A 24097-nucleotide genomic window follows, 5' to 3' on the forward strand; every position below is an offset into this window, starting at 1 on the left:
ATGCAACGCGAAGTAGCGATAGTTTGGAAACGCTGTTTGTCCGTTATCCGGGAAATTGTACCCGAACACAGCTTCAATACGTGGTTTGAACCCATTGTGCCTCACCGGCTTACGGGTAATGTGCTGACCATTCAGGTGCCGAGCGAGTTCTTTTATGAGTTCCTCGAAGACAATTTCGTTCATGCACTGCGCAAAGCTCTTGACGCGGCCATCGGACCCGACGGGCAGTTGGAGTACTCGATTATTGTCGATAACGGTAATGCACAAAACCGGCCATTAACCGTGAATGTGCCCACTACCAAGACGCCCCAAACCGCTAAGCCTGATAACGTTAGCCCCGATATTCTGAAAAGTCCGTTTCAGCTCAAAGACCTCGATTCGCTCTCGCTCGATTCGTACCTTAATCCGTCATATACTTTCGATAATTATGTCGAAGGCGATTGTAACCGGCTGGCGCGGTCGGCGGGTTATGCCGTGGCAGAGCGGCCCGGCGTGACTTCATTCAACCCACTCATGATTTATGGGGGTGTAGGGCTGGGTAAAACGCATCTGGTGCAGGCCATTGGCAACTATATCAAGAATAATAACCAGAATAAATTTGTCCTGTATGTTACCTCGGAGAAGTTTACGAATCAGTTTCTGAATGCAATTCGCTCCGACGGTATTCGCGATTTTACGAGCTTTTATATGCAGGTCGACGTGCTGGTGATCGACGACGTGCAGTTTTTGCAGAAAAAGGAAAAAACGCAGGAGATTTTCTTTCACATCTTCAACCACCTGCATCAGTCGGGCAAGCAGATTATTATGACGTCGGACCGTGCTCCGCGTGCGCTCGATGGGTTGGAAGACCGGCTGCTTTCGCGGTTTAAGTGGGGTTTATCGGCTGATTTACAGACGCCTGACCTGGAAACACGCATCGCCATCATCCAGAAGAAGCTACAGGCCGAAGGCATTTATATCGAAGATAACGTAATCGAATACCTCGCCCATAGCGTAAACACGAACGTGCGCGAACTGGAGGGTGTAATTGTGAGCCTGATGGCGCAGGCATCGCTCAACCGGCGCGAAATCGACCTTGAATTAGCCAAGCAAACGCTCCGCAACATCGTTGTCGACTCAGAACGCGACGTAACCATTGATTCGGTGCAAGAGGTTGTAGCCGATTATTTCAGCGTGAGCGTGGCTGACCTGAAAGCGAAAAGCCGCAAGCGTGAGCTGGTTCACCCGCGTCAGATTGCCATGTATCTTGCGAAAGAGAAAACCGAACTTTCACTTAAATCCATTGGCTATCATTTTGGCGGGCGCGACCACAGCACCGTTATTCATGCCATCCAAAGCATTAGCGACCTTGTTGCCAAACACCCCGAAACACGGGAAATGATGGAGAAGCTGAAGGGAATGTTTAAGTAATGTTGAATACTGAATGTTGAATAGCGGAGTATGGAACCGGACGGCACTTCAACATTCGATATTCAGCATTCGGTATTCAACATTAAAGACCTATTTTTTTTCCCCCGTTCCCGCATCGACACCCTTGCCTGGGACGCCTGCGTGATGGCGTCGGCGCAGCGACTTATTTATGGCTATTCATGGTATCTCGATGCCGTAACGTCGGCGCGTGGCTGGAAGTGGGTAGGGTTGGTCTTGCCCGACGAACAGGGAAACTACAGGGCCGTGATGCCCGTGCCGCTGCGCCGACGCTGGGGGAAATGGGTCGTGTATCAGCCATTGTTCTGCCAGATGCTGACCGTTTTCAGTCGCGATGCAACGCTCGACCCAACACCGTTTTTTGACGTAATGCTTAGGCGGTTTCGGTACGGCGCAAAAATTAACCTCCGGCAGTACCCAGCCCCTGACCTGGGCTTTCAGGTGGTTCGGCAACACGCTACGCACGTACTTAATTTATCGGCGACCTACGAAACCATTTACAAACGCTACAGCCGCGACCGCCGAACCAACCTTCGGCGGGGCATTGCTGCCAACTGGCGGCTAACTGATTCTGTTGATGCGGGGCCGTTGCTGAGACTATTCCGTGAAAATCACGCCGATACTATTCCCGGCGGAGTGGGCGAGTGGGCCTACACCACCCTGCAAAACCTGATTAGCGAATTGGAAAGCCGGAATCTGGGCCGTTTACGTTACGCCGAACGCAACGGTCAGATTGAAGCCGGAGCCTTGTTTGTGCAGGAAGGCAACCGGATTATCTACCTCTTCAACGCAGCGTCTGAAGCCGGTCGGCGGGGCAATGCCCGCACCGTGCTGCTTGATGAGATGATTCGTGAAAAGGCGAGTGGGCCAGTGTTATTCGATTTTGAAAGCCCCGATAAATCCTCGGTCGTAGCCTTTTACCAGAGCTTCGGAGCGGCAGAAGAACCATTCTGGACAGCCCGCTGGAGCCGACTGACATGGCTTGAGCGCGGGCTGGTGTGGTTGCTTAAAAATACCGCAGCGGCTGTTTCAGGCCATTATTCCGGCGCAGGTCCATCACCATTGAACCAACCCAGAGATCAACTTCAACCTTAACTGGTACTTTGTTCACGTCGTCGGACACGAAAATCCGAATCGACTCTTCCGACTTGAACATGCCGTTGGGGGGCAAAATGGGGTTAAGTTTCAGCACGTTGATCTTGCCTTCTTTCACCTTCAAAACCGACTTTCCCCGGTAACGAACACGCATGTTATACACCGTATCGTCGTAAAAAGCCGGTACTTCCAGCACCTGCCCGGTGGGCAGTTTGTGGAAGTCGATGGTACGCAGAAAATAGTAGCCGCTGATAAAATCATGCACATTATCAGGCACTTTGAACGTATTACGTTCGGCGCGTTCTTCAGCTTTCGCCGTGTTCGATACGTGATTGAACGTAATGTTTTCTTCCTTACGATATTTGTTCTCCTGCAAATTAGTGTAGAACTTCTGCGGCAAAATAGCCGACGTGTCGATGTAAGACCGCCAGGTGTCGCGGACATGCGTCACCAGATCGAATGCGCCAACCGTGCGGCCATCGACATTGACGCGGTAGCAGGGTCGGTCATTTACTTTATAGAGCGTAGGGCTAACGTCTACAGTAGCTTCGGCAGCATTCAGAAAGCCGTAATGAACGCGGTATTCGAGATGTTCGCCCGGCCCGAAGCTGGTGTTGGCAACGCGCCGATAGGTGTTCAGAGCCGTAAAGCCTGTTGCCAGCACCGAGGCAATACCTAAACCAATCAACCACTTTTTCATACGCAATTGCCCACGGCTGGGCCTTCTTTACAAGGATGGATAAGTTTGTTTTAAATGGGTCAGATACCGCCCAAAATCACTGTTGAACTGGTTTTCAAACTCCTGCCGAAAGCGGTTTTGCTGCTTTCGGTAGGTAAGATACCCAATAAAATACGCATTATTGGGTAGGTTTAGTTTGCTAAACCGTCGCTTATTTACTAAACGCATACTGGTCTGTGTCCGTTCGTCGGTCAGCGTGTCCGACGTGGCAACAATCTGCCCAATCGTTTCCCACTTCAACGAATCTTTGACTGCCACTGGCGTTTGAGGTTTAAACGACTGATACAAACTGTCGAGCAGCCGGGTGCCGCGCAGAATGTGTTCGTCGTAGCGTTCGTAGAAGGTTTTGCCAGCTACGTAGTTTCGGTATTGCTCCGAATCACGCCCGTACTTCTGCGCCAGAAATCGCTCTGCTCCGTACTCGCCGACAAAATCGGCTACGTTTTCGTTGTATTCCAGATTATCGCGAACAAACAACGTGCCGTGTGTAAGTTCGTGAATAATCAATTCGGCCAGGCTACCCTCGCTGCGGTCGAGCATGTTCGACAAAATCGGGTCGTTCAGAAAACCAAGCGTCGAGTAGGCTGCCACCTCGTTAATGCGCGTGTCGTAGCCTTGTTTACGCAGCAATGAATCAGCTTCGCGGAGTCGGCTTTCGTCAAAAAAACCCTTGTACGAAAACGTTCCCAAAATCGGCACTTCAAACGAAACCGGCACGAGCCGAAATCGTTCGGCACCCACCAGCACCCACATCAGCGGCTTGCCCTGTAGGTCGTAAAATGATTCGTAACTGCCCGACGGGTCGAGCCGGAGCGAGTCGATGGCAAAGCGTTTGATCTCGGCAATCAGTTTCAGTTTTTGTTTCAGCGAATCGGGGTAGTTGGGGTCGGCCATGAGTTCGGCTACGGGGCGGCTGTTGACCATAATTCGCACCTGCCCCCGTGCCTGCATCAGGCCGTAACTGACCAACTCCCATTGCCAGACCAGCAACACCACCAGCACCCCTACGACAGCAAGAGCAATTTTTTTACGCATCGGTTGGAAATAAGTATGGCAAAGTTATTCAGGGGTTGGAAAATAATTGATTACGTTAAATGCAACATTGTTGCATTTAACGTAAATACCTGTATATTTGCCGTATGACCACTGCATTCACGAACGAAATCAGGAATAAGTCCATTGCCCAGCGTTTGCCGGTTACGGTATTGAGCGGGTTTCTGGGCGCAGGTAAAACGACGTTGCTCAATCACGTACTCAATAACAAACAGGGTCTGAAAGTGGCCGTAATTGTGAACGACATGAGCGAGGTAAATATCGACGCCGAATTAGTGCGGCAGGAGGGAAACCTCTCACGCACGGAAGAAAAACTGGTTGAAATGAGCAACGGCTGTATTTGCTGCACCCTGCGCGAAGACCTGATGGTTGAGGTAGAGAAGCTGGCGCAGGAGGGCCGTTTCGATTACCTGCTCATCGAATCGTCGGGCATTTCGGAGCCGCTGCCCGTAGCGCAAACGTTCAGCTTCGTTGACGAAGCCAACGGTATCGACCTGTCGCGGTTTGCCCGGCTCGACACGATGGTGACGGTAGTCGATGCGTTCAACTTCCCGAAAGATTTCGGCAGCACCGACACCATACACAGCCGCGAACTTAACCGGAACGCCGGAACGCCCGACCCCAGCGATACACGTACCATCGTGAATCTGCTGACCGATCAGATTGAGTTTGCCGACGTGATTATCCTGAACAAAACCGACCTGCTCAGCCGCCATCAGGTGGGTGAACTAAAGGCCATTCTGCAAAAGCTGAACCCCAAAGCCCGGCTTATCGAAAGTCAGTTCAGCAAAGTTGACCCGAGCGAAATTCTGAATACGGGCCGGTTCGATTTCGACGAAGCGTCGCAGTCGGCGGGCTGGATTCAGGAACTCCAGAACCTGAAATCGGGTAACGGACACACGCCCGAAACCGAAGAATACGGCATCGGCTCGTTTGTGTTTCGCGACCGCCGACCGTTTCATCCGGCGCGGTTCTGGCACTACCTGAGCGAGAATTTTCCGGCGGGTATTATCCGCAGCAAGGGCTTGTTCTGGCTGGCATCGCGCCCGGATGATGCGCTGAATTTCAGTCAGGCCGGGGGCAGCTTACGGGCCGAGTCGGCGGGTGTTTGGTGGGCATCGATGCCGTTTAGTCAGCGCACACAATACGGCGCGTTTCTCGAAAACCGCGAGCGCATTGAAGCCCGCTGGCACAAACGGTTCGGCGACCGGCAAAACGAATTAGTCATTATTGGGCAGGATTTGAGCGAAGCGCAGGTTACTGCCGAATTACAGGAATGTCTGTGTACCGAACTGGAACTGAAGCACATGGAAGCAGGTGGTACGTTTAAAGACCCATTTCCGGTTTGGGAATAAGATAAGGGAGTGGCGTATAACTTTTACACCTATTGAATGGGGGGTAATTACAATAGAAAAAAATGTTACATAGAGATACACCGGGGAAAAAGAGCTACGCAGAGGTTTTAATAAGCCGTTCTTCGTGTATTTCCCTATCTGCTCCGTGTAGTTCTGTGTAATAACCCCTAAAAATCTTTTGTTGCGGGTGGGAGAGTGACCGAGGGCATCATCTGGTGGTTGGGTACTTTCTTGAATGTCAGGCACTCCCCACCGGCCAAAATCTTTCTCCTTTTTAGCCATGCTACAAGCTCTCGATCTTTCCAAACGCTACGCGCCCAATGCCCCGCTGGCACTCGATAACCTGACTATGACTGTGGCATCGGGCGAAATCTTCTGCCTGCTCGGTCAGAACGGCGCAGGCAAAACCACGACGATTAATCTGTTTCTGGGCTTTCTGAAACCCACGGGCGGACAGGCTCTGATCGACGGTCTGGACGTTGTCGCCCATCCGCTCGAAACAAAAAAACGGCTGGCGTACCTGCCCGAAACCGTTATGTTGTATCCGAACCTGACGGGGCTTGAAAATCTTGATTTCTTCGCGTCGCTGGCCGGTTGTCGGTACGCATCGACTGAGTTGGGCGATCTGCTGACCCGCGCCGGTTTACAACCTGATGCCCACGCCCGAAGGGTAGAAACCTACTCGAAAGGGATGCGGCAAAAAGTAGGCATTGCTATTGCTTTGGCCAAACAGGCCACTGTGCTGCTTCTCGACGAACCCACCAGCGGGCTGGACCCTAAAGCCGCCAATGAATTTTCTGACCTGTTGCTGCAATTACGGCACTCGGGAACGGCAATCCTGATGGCAACGCATGATATTTTTCGGGCAAAGGAAGTTGCTACGCATATCGGTATCATGCGCGAAGGGCGGTTAGTCGAAACGCTGACCGCTACCGATATGACGGCCAATGAACTGGAAGCCATCTACCTCCAAACGGTGTAGTCAAACCATGAAAAATATCATTGCCCACAAAGAGTTCGTTGTTACCCTGCGCGACCGGCGTTTTTGGGTTGCCGGTGGGGTTGTGCTGTTGCTGTTGCTCGTAGCAGTCTGGACGGGCTTTCAGAACTACCGGATGCTGGCCGAAAAACGCGGGCAGGCCAATCGGTCGGCGCGGGCTGCGTGGCTGGGGCAACCCGAAAAAAATCCGCACTCGGCAGCGCACTACGGCACGTTTGCATTCCGTCCCAAATCTGACCTGAGTTTTCTGGACTTTGGTCTCGATACGTACACCGGAGCGAGCGTATATCTGGAAGGACACCGCCAGAACGACGCAAAGTTCAGTCAGGCCGAAGATGCCACCGTACTGATTCGATTCGGTGAGATGACCGTAGCATTTGTGTTGCAACTCCTGATTCCGCTGCTGATTATCTTTCTGTGTTTCAGTGCTTTCACGCAGGAGCGCGACGAACACATCCTTAAATTAGTAGCCAGTCAGGGTGTATCCGTCGCGGATTTATACTGGGGTAAAGTGCTGGGTTTGACGCGGGTGACCGGGTTAGTGCTTGGCCCCGCGCTGCTGCTGGCGGCTGGCTTGTTGTTTGCCCAAACGGGTTTTCAGACCAGCATCGACACGGTGCTGCGGCTGCTGCTGTTTGGGCTGATTTACGCGCTTTATTTTCTATTGTTTATTACCGGAAGCGTGTACGTGTCGGCTCGTAGCAGCAGTTCGCGGGCAAGTTTGCTCACCTTGCTTGGCGTCTGGATTGTAGCCTGTGTATTGTTGCCAAAAGCTGCGGCTAATCTGGGTGAAAGCCTCTTCAGTGTACCATCGAAATACGCCTTTCAACGGCTGATTCACGAAGACGAAGAAAAAGGTATCGACGGGCATAACCCGTCTGATGCACGGGCAAAAGAACTGGAAAAGAAGGTGTTGGCCCAATATGGCGTCGATTCTGTAGCGCAGTTGCCGGTCAACTTCGACGGTATTGTGATGCAGGAGGGTGAAAAATACACCAGCATGGTCTATCAGAAGCATTTTGGCGCATTGCAGCAGCAGTTTCAGAAACAGAACAGTTTGGCAACTGTACTGGGTTTTGTGAACCCATACTTAGCTGTGCGGAATTTGTCGATGGGGCTGTCGGGGTCCGATTACGCGCATTTTCTGGATTTTAAAGATAAAGCCGAACAGCACCGATTCGCGCTGGTCGAACAACTTAATAACCAGATGATACGCTTCTCGAAAACCGGCGATTGGGAAAAGAAAGTCAGCCGCGATTTCTGGGCAAAAACGCCCGCTTTTACGTATCAGTTGCCATCGGTTGGCTGGGCATTGCGGCAGCATGGCGTATCGCTGGTAGCATTGCTGCTGTTTAGCGGGCTATTGTTGGGCGGTATTCAGCGCAGTTTAAAATCTGTGGCTATTCTTTAGCAGTTTATGCACCCTTTTTTTCTACTTCTCAGAAACGACTGGCGTTTGCTGAAACGCGGGCGGTCGCTAACTATCGTGAGCCTGTTAGCCCTGCTGGCGGGCGTTTATGCGCTATTTTACGGCAAAACGTTCGTAGAACGGCAGCAGGCTACCATTACCGAACTGCAACAAAACGAACGCGCCCGGCTCGACTCGCTCCTGATCTGGGCCAAACTCGACCCAACCGTAGCGGCTAATCGCGAAAAATGGGAGAAAGCCACCAGCCCCTACGACGTGAACGTGCCGGAGGGATACCGTACTACCATGCACGAACCGTCGGCCCTGACGCCCCTCTCGCTCGGTATGCGCGACCTGTTTCCCTATTACCACGATGTAATGGGCCGGGCTATTTATCGGCAGCTTTTTCAGCAGGAAATTGCCAATCCGCAAAAACTGGCAGTCGGGCATTTCGATTGGGCCTTTGTTGTCATATTCTTACTGCCTTTGTTGCTAATTGCGCTGTCGTACAATCTCTTATCGGTCGAGAAAGAGCAGGGAACGTATGCCTTGCTGCGGTCGCAGCCTATCACGCTTCGGCAAATTGTGCTGGCAAAACTCGTGCTTCGACTGGGTTTGCTGATGGGATTTCTGGTTTTGATGACGGGGCTGGCTATTGGGTTGCTGGGCATCGATGTAGGCGAAGATGGTGCATTGACAGCCCGTTTTTTTGTGGTGTCGGCAATGTACAGCCTGTTCTGGGCGGGCGTAGTGTTTGCGGTGGTATCGTTTCAGAAAACATCGGCATTTAACGCGCTCATGCTGCTCGGCTGCTGGCTCGTGCTGGTACTGGCCCTGCCGACACTATTGCATCAGGTGCTGACGGTTCGCCAGCCCATCGACCGCAGTACGTTCGAGAATCTGGTGCGCGATGAATACGGTCAGGAACAGCCCGACTCAGTAGTGCTCAAGCCGTACTACGCCCGCTATCCAGACCGTTATTTTCCCCGCGATACAATAAAGCGTACCCCTGATTTACGGGTCTATTACGCCCGTAACGACCAGCTCGATCAAATACTGACTCCATTAGTTGGGCAGTACGAAGCGGCTGTGGCTGCCCGCGAAGCTACGGTTTCGGACTGGAGTTGGGTACTGCCCGCCGTTACGGCCCAGGAACTCTTCAACGGACTGGCCGGTACGTCGGCAGCGGCCCACCGCGCCTATATCGGGCAAGTGCGCGATTTCCACCGTCTCTGGAATGGCTTCTTTGTGCCAAAATACTTTAAAAATCAACGGCTCACAGCCGCCGACTATGCCCAATTTCCCGTATGGCAGTTTCGGTCGGCAGCCCCTGATGTTGCCGTTGGTCCAGGCTTGCTGAAACTGCTGCTACTAACGGTCATCCTGTTTGGATTGGGCTGGTGGAAGCTGAAGTAACACTATTTTATGGAATCGACAGACGTATTGATTATTGGCGGCAGCTATGCCGGATTGAGTGCTGCACTGACACTGGCCCGGTCATTACGGCAGGTGCTGGTTATTGATGCCGGGCAACCCTGTAATCGGCAAACACCGCATTCGCATAACTTCATCACGCATGATGGAACGCCCCCCGCCCTGATTGCCGACAGGGCGCGGGAGCAGGTATTGGCGTATCCAACTGTTTCATTTGTTCATGATTTTGCTACCGAAGCCGCCCGAATCAACAGCGGCTTTGTTGTTACGACTCAGAGCGGCAGACAATACAAAGCCCGGAAGGTGCTATTGGCAACGGGCGTTGTTGATCAGTTGCCTGTTATTGACGGACTGGCCGAGTGCTGGGGTATTTCGGCACTGCACTGTCCGTATTGTCATGGCTACGAGGTGGCCGGGCAGCGAATAGGAGTACTTGCCAATGGCGATCTGGCGGTTGAGATGGTGCGGCTGATTCAGCAATGGTCGAAACAGGTAACACTGTTTACCAATGGTCCGGCTACGTTCTCGCAAGAGCAAAAAACGCTGTTTCAACAACTAAACGTACCCGTTGCTGAATCGCCTGTGCTGGCAGTTGTGCATCAAGAGGGTCAGGTGCAGCATCTGCAACTGGCCGATGGTTCTGCACAGGCTGTTGACGCGTTGTTCGTTCGTCCGGTGGTTGCACATCGAAACCCATTAGCCGAACAACTTGGCTGCGAAAGCAACGATATGAAACTGATTCAGGCAAATGAATTTGGGCAAACCAACGTGCCGGGGCTGTACGTGGCCGGAGATAATAGTTTCCCTTTGCGGGCCGTGAGCGTAGCAGTTGCCAACGGTATGAAAGCCGGTTCGTTCGTAAACCGCGAACTGATCGAGGAAGATCTAATCGAGCGTTTGGGCGCAGACTAATACCGTTTCCATAGCCAGCGACTTACCGAAAAACGTTTGGGCTGGTTCGGGTTCGACCACAACGCTTGTTACTGTAAAATCATTGGCAATCAGGAGTTCGGTAGCCTGCTCAGGGTCGTAAAGCGTAAAGCCGAATGCCGTAAAGGGCATTTGTTCCATCAGACTGCGGGGGCGGATGCCCAACACAACATGCCCACCCGGCACCAGAACGCGCTGTATTTCGGCCAGTTCAGCGGCTGGGTCTTCCCAGAAATATAACGTGTTGATTGTTAGGAATTTAGTAAACGAACCATCGTCGAACGGCAGGGTAGCACCCGACCGAAACACAAATCTAACCTGCCCGCTTTGCACCAAATCGGCGTTTAGCTGGTTGGCTTGTGCAATCATCACCTCCGAAAAATCGCAGCCAGTGTAGCGCACCGACGGGGCAACGCCGACCAGATCGCGGGCAAACAGACCGTTGCCGGGGCCAAGTTCAAGAATACGGTCGTTGGGTTGAACGGCCAACTGGCGAATGGCCCGTCGGTAGATTAGTTCGTTGCCAACGTTCATACGCTGACCTACTTCTACGCCGGCATCGCCGTGGGGCTGGCGAAGCTGGCTGGCTACGTCGCGGAGTTGTTCTTCGTTCATAGGGAATGGTTGTTTCAGAGACAAACAATATACGCTAATTTCGCGCAGATGCACAACAAATCGGAAAACATGCCCAAAGACGTAACCTTGCTGACCGGCTTTCTGGGCGCGGGCAAAACCACCCTGCTCAATGCGCTGATGGCCGCCCGGCCCCAAACCCGGTTCGCCCTGATTGAAAATGAGTATGGCGAAGAAGGTATCGATGGCGGCTTAGTGATGCGGCCCGACGTAGACGTGGTCGAACTGAGCAACGGGTGCCTGTGCTGCTCACTCAACAACGACCTGCTCGACGTGCTGGAAGCGTTCTACGACCGGCGCGACCAGTTTGACGAGCTGATTATTGAAACTACTGGCATTGCCGACCCTGCCAACGTGGCCGTGCCGTTTCTGATGGTGCCAATGGTACAGCGCGAGTTCACGCTGAAGCGGGTTATTTGCTTGGTGGATGCCGAATTGGTTGAGGATCAGCTTCGTGACACGGAGGAGGCCATCGGTCAGATTTCGTTCAGCGACGTTATTCTGATTAACAAAACCGACCGGGTTTCGCCCGAATACCTTGCCACCGTGCAGGAAACGTTACGGGGTCTGAACCCATTTGCTCAAGTGTTTCTCGGACATAAAGACTCCTACCCAATTGACGAGTTGATGCGTGCAGTGCGCGAAACCGCCGATGCCGGAGCTATCACCAAACTGCGCCCTGTGCAACCCTCGGCTACGCCCGGTCCGTCGCTGTTGCAGGCCGTTCCAAAAGCCAACTCGCTGGGCGTAATGCCGCACCGGCACCACCACCACAAACACAGCGATATTGTGTCGTTAAGCTTCCGGTTCAGCGAGTCGTTCGATATGACGCAGGTGTACCACCGGCTTACCACATTGTTGCTTTTTCAGGGGCAGGGTATTTACCGGGTCAAAGGCATTATTTACGACGAAACCCGCGCCGAACGCTGGATTGTGCAGTCGGTTGGCCGAACCCTGACCATCACCGAAGGAGCCGCGTGGCAACCCGATGAAGAGCGTGTTAGCCGCGTGGTGTTCATTGGAAAGTTGCTCAAACCGGCGGGTTTCGAGAAGTTGCTGAAGCAGTGTATCCGAAACGCCAAACCCGAACCGTCGGCCTGGAACATCACCAATTCGGCAGCATTGCAGCCAACCCCGAAACTGCCTTCCTGACGTTTCGTCGATGAAAAAACAAGCCGCAGCATACACCCCGCCAATCTTTTTCCGATATTTGCAACTTAGTTGCAAATACACCACTGCTTGCGGACACGTTTTCTCTTCGGACTACTCGTTCTCTTCTGCTCCGTTAGCGTAGCCCAGCGCGTAACGGTGACGGGTGTGGTGCGCGATGCCGCTACGCAACAGCTTTTATCGGGGGTGCTGGTTCAGGCTCCACCTACCGACGAAGCTGCCTATACGGGCGACGAGGGCCGTTTTTCGCTGCAACTGACCGCCAACCGCCCCCGTGCTCTGACGTTTACGCTGCTCGGAAAACAACCGCTGACGCTCAACGTTCAACCCACCCGTGATACCACCCTGACGGTGTTGCTCGAAGACCGCTCGTTTGGCCTGAACGAAGTATCGGTTGTTGCCAAAGAACAACGAATTGGCTCCTCGTCGGTAATCGACAAGTCGGCACTGATTCACGTACAGCCCACCAGTTTGGCCGACGTACTCCAGCTCGTACCGGGGCAGTTGGCTACCAACCCGAACCTCGGAGCCGCCCAGCAGGTAACGCTCCGGCAGGTGCCTACAACCCCCGATGCTACCCGCGCCAACGCGCTCGGAACGGCTGTTATTCAGGATGGTATGCCCGTCTCCAACAACGCCAATCTGCAATCGGTACAGACTATTTTGAATGCGGCTCCCGGCAGTTTCGCGCCCTTTTCCAGCGTGGTTGGGCGGGGTGTCGATTTGCGGCAGATGGGGGCCGATAATATCGAGACGGTGGAGGTGGTGCGGGGTATTCCGTCGGCCAAATATGGCGATCTGACATCGGGCATGATTATCACCAATTCGCGTGTTGGAGCCACCCGGCCCGAACTGCGCCTTCGGCTTAACCCGACCCTGCTACAGGCGTCTTTCGTAAGCGGTTTCTGGCTCGATAAGCAGAAAACGCAGACTTTCAATACACATGTAGACGTGCTACGGTCGCAGGATGACCCCCGCGACCGGGTTAATTCATATAGCCGCCTGACGGGGTTGCTCTCCTGGCGACGGCAGGTGCCCGGCCTGACAACCACAGCCATTCTGACTGGCTACCGAACTTTAGACGATCAGCGACGAGACCCCAGCGACCAACGCACACAGCGGCAGCGTTTTGCCCGCGAATCGAGTGTAAAAGGCTCATTCGAGACCCGTTGGCGACCCCGGCAACCCTGGCTGACAAGCCTGCGGGCGATTGTTGGGATCAATTACGTCGATCAGGAAGCGTTTACGCAGGAACTGATTACGCGCGATTTGTTTCCGCTCTCAACCGCTCTGCGCGATACAACCATGCGGGGCCGCTACGGCGAAGCTGAATACCTGAGCCGCCTGACGGTTTCGGGTCGGCCCATCAACACGTACACCAATTGGGAAGCCAATTGGGTGCTGTCGGGCGGGTTAGGAATGACCCACTCAATCATTGCAGGCATGAGCTGGCAAATGGATGTGAACCGGGGCGATGGCCGCATATTCGACCCAACGCGCCCACCCCGGCAGAACTACGGCGTAGGCGAACGGCCCCGCTCGTTCCGCGACATCCCGGCGCTGCATCAGCTTTCGTATTATGTCGAAGATAAACTGTCGGGTTGGATTGGGGCGCGGTCATACACCATTCAGGCTGGGTTTCGCTTCGATAATGTGCAGCCTACAGGCTTGTTTACCAGTCGGTTGGACTTTGTGCCGTCGCCCCGTATCAACGTGACACTTGAAACGGTGCCAGGGGTGTTTTTGCGTGGTGGCTACGGGCAGATGGCGAAAGCACCCACGCTCGACGTGCTGTATCCCGGCCCACGCTTCTTCGATTTGGTCAATGTCAATTACTTCGCCAACAACCCTGCCGAACGGCTACTGCTCATTACAACGCGGGTCATCAACCTCGACGGGCAGATTGTCCGACCGTTCCGCACGCAAAAAGCGGAAATCGGCTTCGATGGGCAGATTCAACAGTTTCAGGGTGCCATCACGGCGTTCCGGGAAACCACGACGGGCGCGTTTGGCACCAACCGGCTCGTGCGGCCCTTCGCGCTTGCCCGCTACGGCATCACCGCCACGCCCCCCGGCCAGCCGCCCGTGCTGACGCCCCAACCCACCCGTTTTGACACGGTTTTTGTAGGCTACGACCAACCCGTTGCCAACCGCCGATACGTGAACGAGGGCGTTGAATTCTCGTTGCTCACACCCGAATGGCCGCGCATCCGCACATCGTTTCAACTGAACGGAGCCTGGATTCGCTCCAACTCGTTCGACGACGGTATTTTGATCGACGCCGACCGGGCTTATGCCACGCAGAACGTGCCGCAACGGGTAGCAATCTACCAGAGTGCCGCCAACCGTACAGCGTCGTTTTTTAATACCAGCCTGCGCCTGATTCAGCGGATTCCTCGATTGGGTTTGGTGATTTCGGGCCTTTGGCAGGTAATCTGGACCAACACAAACCGCAGTGAACCGCTCAATCCCTACGCCATTGGGTATATTGACCGGCGCGGACAAACCACGATGCTGACGCCCCAGCAGAGCCAGTCGCCCGAATTTGCCGACCTGCGCCGGGCTATCGACGTGCGGCTGGAGGTGCCGTTTCAGCCGCCACCGCTGCATCTGTTCAACCTGCGCGTCACGAAAGAATGGGCGAAGGGCTACGGCTTTTCGTTCTTCGCCAACAACATAACGGGCAATCGTCCGCTTGCGCTTAACCCGCAGTCGGGGGTGTTTGTCCGACGTAACGAGCCGCTGTTTTTTGGAGCCGAAATCAACCTGAGTTTTTAAACAATTAATTGACTATGAAACGTATAGCAACACTGCTTAGCTTCTTTGCTCTGGTTTTATGCCTCACGGCCTGCAACCGCGAAGACCCGATTCCGACCGTCACGGTCAACGTGAACGTAACTTACCCGGCTACGTATAATCAGCCCAACGCAGCGGGTGTACGCGTTACGCTGACCAACACCGCCGACGCCAGCAGCACCACCGCCGTAACCGACGGGTCGGGCCGGGCTACTTTTGCCGACGTATTGCCGGGTAACTATAACGTAGCGGCCAGCCGTTCGTTGACCGAAGCCGAAGCACTCGCACTCACGGGCATTAGTCAGCGCGTAGAACTGAACGCAGCCCGAAATGCCGTTGCCATTCTGGAAACACCGAATCCCCTTGCCATCGACCTGCGCCTGTCGGGGTCAACGCTGGGTAGTTTGGTTATCAAAGAGGTGTACTATACCGGCTCGCGCACACCCGCCAACGGCACGTATTTCTCCGATCAGTTCGTAGAAATCTATAACAACTCGACCGATACACTTTTCCTGGACGGGCTGTGCATTGCCGATGCCTACGGCGTGTCGGGGCTGATTAACCCAACCAACCGGCCTACCGAATTCAGTTCGGGTACGGCAACGCAGGGCATTTTTCAGCAAAACGTATTTGTGAACAGTGTGTGGCGGATTCCCGGCACCGGGCGGCAGCGGCCACTGGCACCGGGCCGCAGTATCGTTATCGCGCAGGACGGCGTGAACCACCGGGCCGCCGACCTCAACCCGAGCAGCCCCGTCGATTTGTCGGGGGCGGATTGGGAAACGTTTAACGAACGCCCCGACGGGCGCGATGCCGACGCGCCGGGCGTACCGAACCTCGAACGGCTCTATTTTACGGGCGGTTTCGACTGGCTGCTGCCGGTATTCGGGCCGGGCCTGATTATTTTCCGAACCGATAACGTCGACGCCCTCGAACGCATCGCTATTCCCGGTGCAGCCGCTACCGTTCAGCCGCGTATCCGGGTGCCGGGCAATTTAGTGATCGACGCGTTTGAAGCTCTTCAAAACGGTAACAGCCGCGATTTCAAGCGGATTCCAACCGCTTTAGACGCCGGGTTTGTGTTTGCCGATGATACCTACAACCGGCAAAGCTTCCGCCGAAAGACAGCGACAACCATCGGCGGTCGGCGTGTCTTGCAGGATAGCAATAACTCAACTAACGACTTCGAGAAAATTGCATCGCCCACACCGAAAGGGTTTTAGGGGGTAATTTTATTAACCTGATAACCATGCGTTTTCTGCTCGTTCTTCTCCTGACATCGCCCGCACTGGCTCAGCCGACACCTGCCGATAGCCTTCGGCTTGGGCTGGCCGGGCTGGGCAATGCCGTGTGGCTGACGGGGCAAAATGCGGCTGGGCTGAATCAGTGGCAGGGATTTGGCTACGGCATCACCCGCCTGTCGGGAGAACACCATACGGGCGACTTCCGCCGACCGCAGGAACCGCGCCAACGCACGGCTATCGGGCTGCACAGCGAAGGACTGCGAGATGTATCGGGCTGGCGGGTCTATGGCGACTTTGACTACCAAAAGCAACTCGATGAACAAATTGGCTTCTCGCACGGCTACGACCCGCTGAATGGCAATCCCTATGTCTGGGCCGATACGCTGGCGGGCCGTTGGGAGCGCGACCACATCCGGGCGCGGGTAGCAGTGGCGGCTCCCCGGCTGGGCCGCTGGCAGTTGGGCCTGAGCGTACCGTATCACGTTGGACAGGGGTCGCGTTTGCTCGACCCAAAGCCGTTTTACCGCTTCCGCGATTTAAGCCTACTGCCTTCGGTCTGGCGGCAGGTGTCGGCCCGCTGGGGGTGGGGATTCGTGCTGGGCGGGCAGTTCACGCAGGAGGAAAACGAAGTCGGTTTTTTTGCGATTGATTTCCCGCTGCTGTACCGGCTGCGGGGCTACGGGTCGTTCAGTCAGTCGCCCATTGTGTCGGCAGAGCGGTTGGTAAAAGGTACCGTCTGGCAGGGAACGCTGCAAGGTCACTGGCAACGCCAAACCGGCTCCCAAACGGTGTCGTGGCTGGGGCAGGTGGGTGGGCGAATCCGGCAGGAAACCATTCGTGAGGGCATCGCGGCACCCGAAGCGGGCGGAGTTTTCAACGAAACCGTAGCCGAAGCGTTGCTGGCCCGGCTGCAAACCAACGGCTCCGGCGGCCATCGGCTGGCACTGCAAACCCAACTTCGGCAGGGCACCGGCACCGACCCCATTCTGCGTACCGTGAACCCGGCTTACACGCGCACAACCACCCGGCTTGATGCGTCGCGCTGGCGGCAGTCGGCGGGGCGGTTCAGTCGCGAAACGGCCTGGCTTATGGCCGAAACCTTAGATTACCGCGATCAGATTACCCGCACCAACTGGTCGGCCCTGCGGGTATCGGCGCAGGTCGAATGGCTGCGTCGGTGGGAACGTTCCGGGCCGCGTCAGGCCGGGCCGCGTCAGGCTGATGGGGCTGATGGGCAGGGGTGGTTTGGGCGGCTGGGTGCGGGCGGGCGGTATGTGCCGAGCCGACAATTTCGGGCATTGCGCCCTACGCGTTTGACTGCGCTGCTGACTCGACCCGATTATGCCGTTCAGGTGGCCGATGGGCTGTTGCTCACGGGCGGGTTTGGCCGCGATTTCCGGCTCAATGCCGTCAATAAATTGCTACACCGCGTAGAAGCACGCGCCGAGGGAATGTTAACTCCCAACGCCGGGCAACGCTGGTTAGCAACCCTTTCTTACAGCATTTTATACCTATGAAACCTCAACTGATACTGGCGGCTCTGCTGCTTTTTCTGAGCGGCTGCACCCGGCCCGCCACAACCCTTCAGCGCACGAAAGCGGCTGATTTCGACCGCGCTCTGGCCGATTCACTGCTGACACTTGGCTTTGAGAACGAAGCTCTGTACACCCTCATGTCCGACCTGAAACCAATGAGTACGCTCTGCGACATCAGCCTCCCGCTGGGCCGAACCGATTCGGCGGGTGTTCATGATGCCATCCGACCCGACCAGAAAGCGGCTTATTTAACCAAATTAGCCCGCTGGCAAACCGTGCTCGACGCCCTCGAAACGCCCGACGTGGGCTTCATTATTCACCCCTTCCGGCAAGATTACGATGGCAAACGTATCATGCAGGTCAGTGCGTATCGCCGGAGCCGTGTGCAGCGTATGGTGGCTGATAATCAGGCATTTTTTGGTCAATGGGGCTTCGTGCCGAACAGCGAGCCGGAGCTTGTTATGCACACCATCGAATACGAAAATCAGTTCGACCGGTGGCGGGGGTATGGTTATTTGTTTGGCTACCCGCGCCATGCGGTCGATTTTTTCGTAGAAGCCGGGAAAACCCAGGCTGCGACGAAAGGGTTTGTCAAGCGCGATTTCTTCCAGATTCCGGTGGCTTCCGGCAAGACCGGCCATTTCACGTATGCGCTGCCCAAAGGCATGAAACCTACCGAAACCGACTCGACGCTGTATCGGCAGGCCGGGCAGGTGCTGGAACGCTACCGCCAACTGCGCCCGAAGTATGTGGGTGCCGATACCAAGCTTCGGGCGTTGGCTTTGTGGCAGGACTTGCAGAAAACCAAGCCGTAATTACTTCACCTGTGCCATCACTTGCTCAGTACGCTGCTGAATCTGCCTGATGTTGTTCAGGAGTTCTTTTTGCAGGTCGCGCATTTGGTCGGCGGGGAGGTCTTTCATGGTGCCGTCGCTATGGTTGTGGTGGTGTTCGTGACCCTCGCCATGTTCATGCGAGTGGGCGGGCATACCGGGTGGCTCAATGAGGTTTTCTTCCCAGGCTTCGAACGCCGTTTTCAAACTGTCGAGCGATTGGCTCAGTGCCTGACTTTGGGAAGTTTTTCGGCTGGCTAACACCGTTTTGAGCGAGTCGAGCTGGTCGAGTTTTAGTTCTACGGCCTGCTGGATTTCGTTAGCTTCGGTATGGTAACGGATGGCTTCATCGCGCAGAGGTTGGTCGGCATCTGATTTAGAACCGCAGGCGGTAAGGCACGATAGCAGAAAAAAGCCGGAAATGAGTCGGATTAGCATTTTGAGCAGCATGATGGTTAGTCCTGAAAGATAATACTTTAGCTACACGAATACGAATCAAGCATCGGGCGATGACACCGGACGCGACAGCGTTTCAGGTGCCGGTACAGCTTTGGGCGGGCGTTGGCTCCAGTATGTTGCCAGCAGTGAGCCGGTGGTGTTCATAATAGGGCCGAATAAAGCCGGTGCCAGCCCCACCGTAGCCACTTTACCCATCTGAACCGCCAGTCCCGACGCCAGACCGCCATTTTGCAGCCCAACTTCAATGGCAACGGTTCGGCAGCTTTGCTCATCTAACCCGAAGATACGCCCGGTCCAATAACCAAGCGTGAACCCGGAAAGGTTATGAATCAGCACACACAGTGCCAGTGTCCAGCCTACGGCGAGCATACTGTCGCGACCGGCGGCTGTGATAATGGCGACAATCAGCACGATGCCAGCCATTGATACCAGCGGCATAACTTTGTTGATAATCACTGCCGACTGCCGGAAAACCCGGTTCAGAATCAGCCCAATGGCCACGGGTAAAATCACGATCTGCATGATTTCCAGCATCATTTTCCAGAAACCAATTTCAATGAACTGACCGGCCAGCAGTTTCATGAGGGCGGGCATCAGAAACGGAGCCAGCAGGGTAGAAATAGTAGTCACGGTAATCGACAGCGGCACATTGGCTTTAGCAATGAAGCACATCACATTGCTGGCTAATCCGCTTGGCGAACAGCCGATCAGGACAACGCCTGCGGCTATTTCGGGCGGAAAGCTAAACGCATTTGCGAGGGTGAAGCCCAGCAGTGGCATGATGATGAAATGGCAGGTTACGCCAATAAAAACCGCACGGGGTTGCTTGATAACACCCTCAAAATCAGCTAACGACATGGTTGTGCCCATACCCAGCATAATAATCTGCAGGAGCGGTACAATCAATTTTTTGAGTGGAAAATCACCAACCTGTAAGAACAATCCAGGAAACGCCAGCGCGATACCGACAGCCGCAATAATCAGGGCTGTATAGATTAGGTTGCGATATGAAGAGCGGTTATTAGTCTCGCCGTGCATAGCTTAGTGATCAGTGAAAAATGAATAGTGAAAAGTTGATCGTTGAGTGCAGTCAATAAAGTTTGCTTGCATCAGGTTCTACTTCGTGCCAAATTCAAGCCAAGAACAGCACTTTTTATTTTTCACTATTCACTGCCAAAACACCTTCCTTCAGCGAATACGTCGACGTGCGTATCTGGCTGATGCCGAACGTTTTTAGAACGTAATCAATCAGGCAGACGGCCACAACAATCATATCGACGCGCAGTTCGATCATGCCGGGCAGTTGCATTCGTTCGGCGTGATTGCGCGTAATCAGCAATTCATACGAGCGGTAAAATTCGGAAACGGGCAGTGTGAAAGCGGCCTGTTCGGGCGGGGGCAGGTGGCCGCGTTCGTGCATAAACCACATATCGACCAGCGTATCGAACGACCCCGACGAGCCAGCCAGCGTGGCAGGCTGATACTGGTGAATGGCGTTGGCTAATGGCAGGAGTTGCTCCCGAAAATAATCGTGTAGCCGCCCGATGCTCCCAGGGCCGATGGGGTCGGTTTGCATGAACCGTTCGCGCAGACGTTGTCCGCCAATCTCGAAGCTTTGTTTCCAGAAAATCCGCGACGCACTGCCCAGAATAAACTCAACGCTGCCCCCGCCGATGTCCATTACGAGGGCTGTTTGCGCGTCTAATGCGCCAGCCGCCCGAACGCCGTAGTAAATGTATTCGGCTTCCTGTTCGCCCGAAATGACCTGGACAACGATGCCCGTTTCCTGCCGAACCCGTTCGATAAACTCGGCCTGATTCCGAGCTACGCGGATGGCACTCGTACCGATAGCCGCTACGGTTTCGGGCCGAACGGCGTACTGGTCGAGGATGGTGCGGAAGTAGCGCAGTACGGTCAGGGCGCGTTCGATGGCTTCGGGCGTTATAATTCCCTGATTGATGCCCGCCATGCCGATTTTAGCGGGGCGACTTTCGCGAAAGAGGGTCTTATGAGACGCATCTGTTTTTTCAACAATCAGCAGGTGAAACGTATTGGTACCTAAGTCGATAATTGCTTGTTTCATACCAGCAAAGCTACTATCTTTGCCGTCCGGTTTTAGCTAAAACACAATAGTTACACATGCTTATCATTAACGTTAAAGACAACGAGTCGATTGACAAGGCCCTGAAACGCTTCAAAAAGAAGTTCGAGAAAACGGGCGTGTTACGGCAGTTGCGGTCGCGGACGGCTTTTCAGAAACCGTCGGTAAAGCGTCGCACTGAGATCATCAAGGCCGCTTACAAAGAGCGGATGTATGGCAACCACACCGAGCAGTAGGCCGGTGGCAAATTGCTGAACCGCCCCCGCTGAATGCGCAGTCAGCGCGATGGGTTGGTCAGCCAGCGAAACAGAGCAGCAGGCAGGGATGTTTGCTGCTTTTTTTGTTTTCTGAACCAAGATTAGCCAGGATTTGCAAGATTAAACAGGATTTTACGCTGCGCTTAGTTGACTTTGGAGAATTCAGTAAGCGCAACAAATAAATCTTGTTTAATCTTGCAAATCCAGGCTAATCCTGGTTCAGACATCATGGCTAATCCTGGTTCAGATAGTTCAGATGAGTTCCTCGCCCACATTCGTTATGAAAAGCGGCTGAGTCAGCATACACTGACGGCCTATGCGAATGATTTAGAGCAGTTTCGGCTGTTTCTGGTTCAGGAATGTAATGTGGAGCAACCCGAACGCGCCGATTTCCGGCACATTCGGTCGTGGATTGTGAGCATGGTCGAAGCGGAGTTGGACAAATCGACCGTAAACCGCAAGATTGCCACGCTGCGGAGCTTTTTCGGCTGGCTGCTGCGCCGGAAAGCAATTGACCTCGACCCGATGACGAAGATTCAGGCCCTGAAAAAGAGCCGGAAACTGCCCGTTTACGTCGAAGAAAAACCGATGGAAACGCTACTCAATGAAGTCGATTTCCCCGATACGTTCGAGGGGCAGCGCGATAAATTGGTGCTTGAACTGCTTTATGGCACCGGTATTCGTCTGAGCGAGCTTATCGGTCTCAAAACCACCGACGTTGATCTGTACAACAAGACCATTATGGTGCTGGGTAAGCGCAACAAACACCGGATTGTACCACTCAATCAACCGCTTTTTGAACTGATTCAGCAATACAGGCAACTAAAAGACACTACGTTTGGCAGCGATGCCGATCAACAGGTGCTGATTGTGAGCGATAAAGGCGTAGCGGCTTACCCCGTGTTGATTCAGCGAATCGTGAAGCGACACCTTGCGCTGGTGACAACGCTGGAAAAGAAAAGCCCACACGTACTGCGGCATACGTTTGCTACGCACCTGCTCAACCGGGGTGCCGACCTCAACGCCATCAAAGATTTGCTTGGTCATAGTAGTTTGGCCGCTACACAGGTTTATACACATACAAGCCTCGAACAACTCAAAAAAACCTACGATCAGGCCCATCCAAAGGCGAAAAAGTAGCGTAGGTGCGGGCTTCAACCCGTATTGGCAGCCATTATGAATATCCTACAAATGAACCAAACGCTGTTCTATATCCTTGAACAGCAGCCCGATGCAGACGCGGGCGTATCCACGCCGGGCGTTGCCTACCTGCGGCAGCAAACAGAGCTATTTCAGCAGGATCTGAAAACCGCTGTTTTCTATCGCGTTTTTACGGCTATTCCCCGGTTTGTGAATAAACAAGTGCTTACTGTACCGCCCGATCTGGCTTTCTCGCTCGAACGCATTCGCCCCGGCTTTACGATTCAGGGCTGGACCCGCGACCGGCTGGCGCGGGTGTGGTGGTTGCTGCAACTGCCCGTCGATGGACAGGAAACGTATGTGAAAACCATTTCGGAACTTTTTAAAGCCGCCGAGATGAACGAGTTGGTGGCACTCTATTCGGCTTTGCCCGTATTGGCGTACCCCGAAGCGTGGCGGTTTCAGGCGACCGAAGGCGTTCGGAACAACATTGCCGACGTGCAATCGGCCATTATGCTCAACAACCCATATCCGGCAGATTATTTAGACGAAGCCGCCTGGAATCAACTGATCCTGAAAGCCTTCTTCACCGAAAAAGACGTCTCGCAAATCATCGGCCTTACTGAGCGCAAAAACGCCCGACTCACCCAAACGCTGACCGATTACGTAGCCGAACGCCGGGCCGCCGGGCGCAGTTTGCCCGAAGGAATCGAACTGGCGATGTAACGTAACGCGGGTGGAAACCCGCATTGGATAACAACAACTATTTTCAATGCGGGTTTCCACCCGCGTTACATCAGTAAAATCGATACACAATTCCCGCCGAGAGCATCAGCGAAGGCGCACTGTTGGGCAGGCGGTCGTAGTTAAAGAAAACGTGCTGATATTGGGCCTGTACTTCGGCACCAAATCCCTGTTCGCGTTTGCCGTAATATTTTACGCCCACTGCTGGCGCAATAGCTCCCCGAAAACCCGTCTGCTGGTCAACTAAGCTGCCAAAGAAATTGGAGTAGTTGACGTGGGCTGCACCACCCGCCATTTGCACATAGGGGCGCAGGGCGGCAGCGTTTTCAGCGAAATAATATGACAGTGATGCCATTGCCGGTATAATCGTCAAAGTGCGGGTCTGTACCGCCGAGATGTCCTGCCCCAGATTACCCTCTGAGAAACTAACCACCTGCCGGCCAAGTCGTTGTTGACTGTATTGGTAGCCGGTTTTAATGCCGAGTGAGAACCGTTGTGGAAACAGCCATTCGCCCTCCAGCGCAAGATTGGCGGGCGAAACCGCGTCGATGTACGTTTTTTGACCACCCAGCGGCATCGCTACGCCATAGCGGGCCGCGATGTTGAAGGTGACGTAGCGGTTGAAAGGTGACTCAAAAATGTTTGAGTAGTCGGGGCTGCGCTGTGCCCAGGCATCCGCAGACAGCCACGCAAGCAGTATGAAAAATGAAAACCGTTTCATGATGTTCTGTTATTGTGTACCG

The 24097-nt window shown here is 54.3% G+C and carries 22 protein-coding genes; 15 read left to right on the top strand and 7 right to left on the bottom strand.

Annotation, left to right across the window (positions count from 1 at the left end; genetic code table 11):
• Together dnaA and AWR27_RS00010 are read left to right on the top strand one after the other, a co-directional pair.
• The gene (gene dnaA / locus AWR27_RS00005; RefSeq protein WP_077129302.1) at window positions 1–1410 is read left to right on the top strand and encodes a chromosomal replication initiator protein DnaA; all 1410 of its coding nucleotides are present in this window, start codon (window positions 1–3) and stop codon (window positions 1408–1410) included.
• 30 nt (window positions 1411–1440) lie between these two features.
• On the top strand, window positions 1441–2523 hold the full coding sequence (locus tag AWR27_RS00010) for a GNAT family N-acetyltransferase (RefSeq protein WP_077129303.1): 1083 nt from the start codon (window positions 1441–1443) through the stop codon (window positions 2521–2523).
• Here the strand turns inward: AWR27_RS00010 and AWR27_RS00015 are convergent.
• On the bottom strand, window positions 2435–3223 hold the full coding sequence (locus tag AWR27_RS00015) for a DUF3108 domain-containing protein (RefSeq protein ID WP_077129304.1): 789 nt from the start codon (window positions 3221–3223) through the stop codon (window positions 2435–2437). The genes AWR27_RS00010 and AWR27_RS00015 overlap by 89 nt on opposite strands.
• 27 nt (window positions 3224–3250) lie before the next feature.
• Complete coding sequence (locus tag AWR27_RS00020) at window positions 3251–4297, bottom strand: aminopeptidase (protein ID WP_077129305.1); 1047 nt, start codon at window positions 4295–4297, stop codon at window positions 3251–3253.
• Window positions 4298–4401: 104 nt separating this feature from the next.
• Between AWR27_RS00020 and AWR27_RS00025 the strand changes: the two genes are divergently transcribed.
• The 5 genes from AWR27_RS00025 (at window position 4402) to AWR27_RS00045 (ending at window position 10424) form a co-directional block, all read left to right on the top strand.
• Window positions 4402–5670, top strand: coding sequence for a GTP-binding protein (locus tag AWR27_RS00025; protein WP_077129306.1), 1269 nt, complete (start codon window positions 4402–4404; stop codon window positions 5668–5670).
• A gap of 280 nt (window positions 5671–5950) precedes the next feature.
• Window positions 5951–6652: an ABC transporter ATP-binding protein gene (locus tag AWR27_RS00030; RefSeq protein ID WP_077129307.1), complete on the top strand. Its 702-nt coding sequence runs from the start codon at window positions 5951–5953 to the stop codon at window positions 6650–6652.
• Window positions 6653–6659: 7 nt separating this feature from the next.
• Entirely contained in the window at window positions 6660–8081 is a 1422-nt protein-coding gene (locus tag AWR27_RS00035; RefSeq protein ID WP_077129308.1) for a DUF3526 domain-containing protein, read from the top strand.
• 6 nt (window positions 8082–8087) lie between these two features.
• Window positions 8088–9494: a DUF3526 domain-containing protein gene (locus tag AWR27_RS00040; protein WP_077129309.1), complete on the top strand. Its 1407-nt coding sequence runs from the start codon at window positions 8088–8090 to the stop codon at window positions 9492–9494.
• A gap of 9 nt (window positions 9495–9503) precedes the next feature.
• A complete protein-coding gene (locus AWR27_RS00045; protein ID WP_077129310.1) occupies window positions 9504–10424 on the top strand; it encodes an NAD(P)/FAD-dependent oxidoreductase in 921 nt (306 codons plus the stop codon).
• On the opposite strand, the gene AWR27_RS00050 is transcribed toward AWR27_RS00045, so the two are convergent.
• The gene (locus AWR27_RS00050) at window positions 10398–11057 is read right to left on the bottom strand and encodes a class I SAM-dependent methyltransferase (protein ID WP_077129311.1); all 660 of its coding nucleotides are present in this window, start codon (window positions 11055–11057) and stop codon (window positions 10398–10400) included. The genes AWR27_RS00045 and AWR27_RS00050 overlap by 27 nt on opposite strands.
• A 48-nt stretch (window positions 11058–11105) precedes the next feature.
• Here AWR27_RS00050 and AWR27_RS00055 point away from each other — a divergent pair, with 48 nt between their 5' ends.
• The 5 genes from AWR27_RS00055 to AWR27_RS00075 all read left to right on the top strand — a co-directional run bounded on the left by AWR27_RS00055 (window position 11106) and on the right by AWR27_RS00075 (window position 18635).
• Entirely contained in the window at window positions 11106–12227 is a 1122-nt protein-coding gene (locus tag AWR27_RS00055; RefSeq protein WP_077129312.1) for a CobW family GTP-binding protein, read from the top strand.
• An 87-nt stretch (window positions 12228–12314) separates the two neighbouring features.
• Window positions 12315–15023 (top strand): TonB-dependent receptor, encoded by a 2709-nt coding sequence (locus tag AWR27_RS00060; RefSeq protein ID WP_198045081.1) that lies wholly within the window; start codon window positions 12315–12317, stop codon window positions 15021–15023.
• Window positions 15024–15037: 14 nt separating this feature from the next.
• Window positions 15038–16264: a DUF4876 domain-containing protein gene (locus tag AWR27_RS00065; protein ID WP_077129314.1), complete on the top strand. Its 1227-nt coding sequence runs from the start codon at window positions 15038–15040 to the stop codon at window positions 16262–16264.
• Between the two features lie 26 nt (window positions 16265–16290).
• Window positions 16291–17802: a DUF6850 family outer membrane beta-barrel protein gene (locus AWR27_RS00070; protein WP_077129315.1), complete on the top strand. Its 1512-nt coding sequence runs from the start codon at window positions 16291–16293 to the stop codon at window positions 17800–17802.
• Window positions 17799–18635 carry a hypothetical protein gene (locus AWR27_RS00075; protein WP_077129316.1) on the top strand — a complete coding sequence of 279 codons (837 nt, stop codon included), beginning with the start codon at window positions 17799–17801 and terminating at the stop codon, window positions 18633–18635. The genes AWR27_RS00070 and AWR27_RS00075 overlap by 4 nt, the downstream gene beginning before the upstream one ends.
• Here AWR27_RS00075 and AWR27_RS00080 read toward each other — a convergent pair whose 3' ends face one another.
• From AWR27_RS00080 to AWR27_RS00090, 3 genes are all read right to left on the bottom strand, one after another.
• Entirely contained in the window at window positions 18636–19091 is a 456-nt protein-coding gene (locus tag AWR27_RS00080) for a hypothetical protein (protein WP_077133702.1), read from the bottom strand.
• A 57-nt stretch (window positions 19092–19148) separates the two neighbouring features.
• Window positions 19149–20150: a bile acid:sodium symporter family protein gene (locus tag AWR27_RS00085; RefSeq protein WP_077129317.1), complete on the bottom strand. Its 1002-nt coding sequence runs from the start codon at window positions 20148–20150 to the stop codon at window positions 19149–19151.
• 115 nt (window positions 20151–20265) lie between these two features.
• Window positions 20266–21195 carry a Ppx/GppA phosphatase family protein gene (locus AWR27_RS00090; RefSeq protein WP_077129318.1) on the bottom strand — a complete coding sequence of 310 codons (930 nt, stop codon included), beginning with the start codon at window positions 21193–21195 and terminating at the stop codon, window positions 20266–20268.
• A gap of 56 nt (window positions 21196–21251) precedes the next feature.
• On the opposite strand from AWR27_RS00090, the gene rpsU reads away from it, so the two are divergent.
• From rpsU to AWR27_RS00105, 3 genes are all read left to right on the top strand, one after another.
• Window positions 21252–21449 carry a 30S ribosomal protein S21 gene (gene rpsU, locus AWR27_RS00095; RefSeq protein WP_012924721.1) on the top strand — a complete coding sequence of 66 codons (198 nt, stop codon included), beginning with the start codon at window positions 21252–21254 and terminating at the stop codon, window positions 21447–21449.
• A 249-nt stretch (window positions 21450–21698) separates the two neighbouring features.
• Window positions 21699–22610, top strand: coding sequence for a tyrosine-type recombinase/integrase (locus tag AWR27_RS00100; RefSeq protein ID WP_077129319.1), 912 nt, complete (start codon window positions 21699–21701; stop codon window positions 22608–22610).
• Window positions 22611–22646: 36 nt separating this feature from the next.
• On the top strand, window positions 22647–23336 hold the full coding sequence (locus AWR27_RS00105) for an EboA domain-containing protein (RefSeq protein ID WP_077129320.1): 690 nt from the start codon (window positions 22647–22649) through the stop codon (window positions 23334–23336).
• A gap of 70 nt (window positions 23337–23406) precedes the next feature.
• Here the strand turns inward: AWR27_RS00105 and AWR27_RS00110 are convergent, their stop codons facing one another.
• Window positions 23407–24075 carry a hypothetical protein gene (locus AWR27_RS00110; RefSeq protein ID WP_077129321.1) on the bottom strand — a complete coding sequence of 223 codons (669 nt, stop codon included), beginning with the start codon at window positions 24073–24075 and terminating at the stop codon, window positions 23407–23409.
• Window positions 24076–24097: the final 22 nt, after the last annotated feature.

Origin of the sequence: Spirosoma montaniterrae (assembly GCF_001988955.1) — a bacterium.
GTDB classification, from domain to species: domain Bacteria; phylum Bacteroidota; class Bacteroidia; order Cytophagales; family Spirosomataceae; genus Spirosoma; species Spirosoma montaniterrae.

Bases quoted from the DNA above. Each gene is read 5' to 3' on its own strand.
- AWR27_RS00105 (WP_077129320.1), top strand. From the start codon at position 22,647: ATGAATATCCTACAAATGAACCAAACGCTGTTCTATATCCTTGAACAG.
- AWR27_RS00090 (WP_077129318.1), bottom strand. From the start codon at position 21,195: ATGAAACAAGCAATTATCGACTTAGGTACCAATACGTTTCACCTGCTG.
- AWR27_RS00015 (WP_077129304.1), bottom strand. From the start codon at position 3,223: ATGAAAAAGTGGTTGATTGGTTTAGGTATTGCCTCGGTGCTGGCAACA.
- AWR27_RS00030 (WP_077129307.1), top strand. From the start codon at position 5,951: ATGCTACAAGCTCTCGATCTTTCCAAACGCTACGCGCCCAATGCCCCG.
- AWR27_RS00070 (WP_077129315.1), top strand. From the start codon at position 16,291: ATGCGTTTTCTGCTCGTTCTTCTCCTGACATCGCCCGCACTGGCTCAG.
- rpsU (WP_012924721.1), top strand. From the start codon at position 21,252: ATGCTTATCATTAACGTTAAAGACAACGAGTCGATTGACAAGGCCCTG.
- AWR27_RS00010 (WP_077129303.1), top strand. From the start codon at position 1,441: ATGGAACCGGACGGCACTTCAACATTCGATATTCAGCATTCGGTATTC.
- AWR27_RS00045 (WP_077129310.1), top strand. From the start codon at position 9,504: ATGGAATCGACAGACGTATTGATTATTGGCGGCAGCTATGCCGGATTG.
- dnaA (WP_077129302.1), top strand. From the start codon at position 1: ATGCAACGCGAAGTAGCGATAGTTTGGAAACGCTGTTTGTCCGTTATC.
- AWR27_RS00040 (WP_077129309.1), top strand. From the start codon at position 8,088: ATGCACCCTTTTTTTCTACTTCTCAGAAACGACTGGCGTTTGCTGAAA.
- AWR27_RS00065 (WP_077129314.1), top strand. From the start codon at position 15,038: ATGAAACGTATAGCAACACTGCTTAGCTTCTTTGCTCTGGTTTTATGC.
- AWR27_RS00085 (WP_077129317.1), bottom strand. From the start codon at position 20,150: ATGCACGGCGAGACTAATAACCGCTCTTCATATCGCAACCTAATCTAT.
- AWR27_RS00025 (WP_077129306.1), top strand. From the start codon at position 4,402: ATGACCACTGCATTCACGAACGAAATCAGGAATAAGTCCATTGCCCAG.
- AWR27_RS00110 (WP_077129321.1), bottom strand. From the start codon at position 24,075: ATGAAACGGTTTTCATTTTTCATACTGCTTGCGTGGCTGTCTGCGGAT.
- AWR27_RS00075 (WP_077129316.1), top strand. From the start codon at position 17,799: ATGAAACCTCAACTGATACTGGCGGCTCTGCTGCTTTTTCTGAGCGGC.
- AWR27_RS00050 (WP_077129311.1), bottom strand. From the start codon at position 11,057: ATGAACGAAGAACAACTCCGCGACGTAGCCAGCCAGCTTCGCCAGCCC.
- AWR27_RS00100 (WP_077129319.1), top strand. From the start codon at position 21,699: ATGGCTAATCCTGGTTCAGATAGTTCAGATGAGTTCCTCGCCCACATT.
- AWR27_RS00035 (WP_077129308.1), top strand. From the start codon at position 6,660: ATGAAAAATATCATTGCCCACAAAGAGTTCGTTGTTACCCTGCGCGAC.
- AWR27_RS00020 (WP_077129305.1), bottom strand. From the start codon at position 4,297: ATGCGTAAAAAAATTGCTCTTGCTGTCGTAGGGGTGCTGGTGGTGTTG.
- AWR27_RS00080 (WP_077133702.1), bottom strand. From the start codon at position 19,091: ATGCTAATCCGACTCATTTCCGGCTTTTTTCTGCTATCGTGCCTTACC.
- AWR27_RS00055 (WP_077129312.1), top strand. From the start codon at position 11,106: ATGCACAACAAATCGGAAAACATGCCCAAAGACGTAACCTTGCTGACC.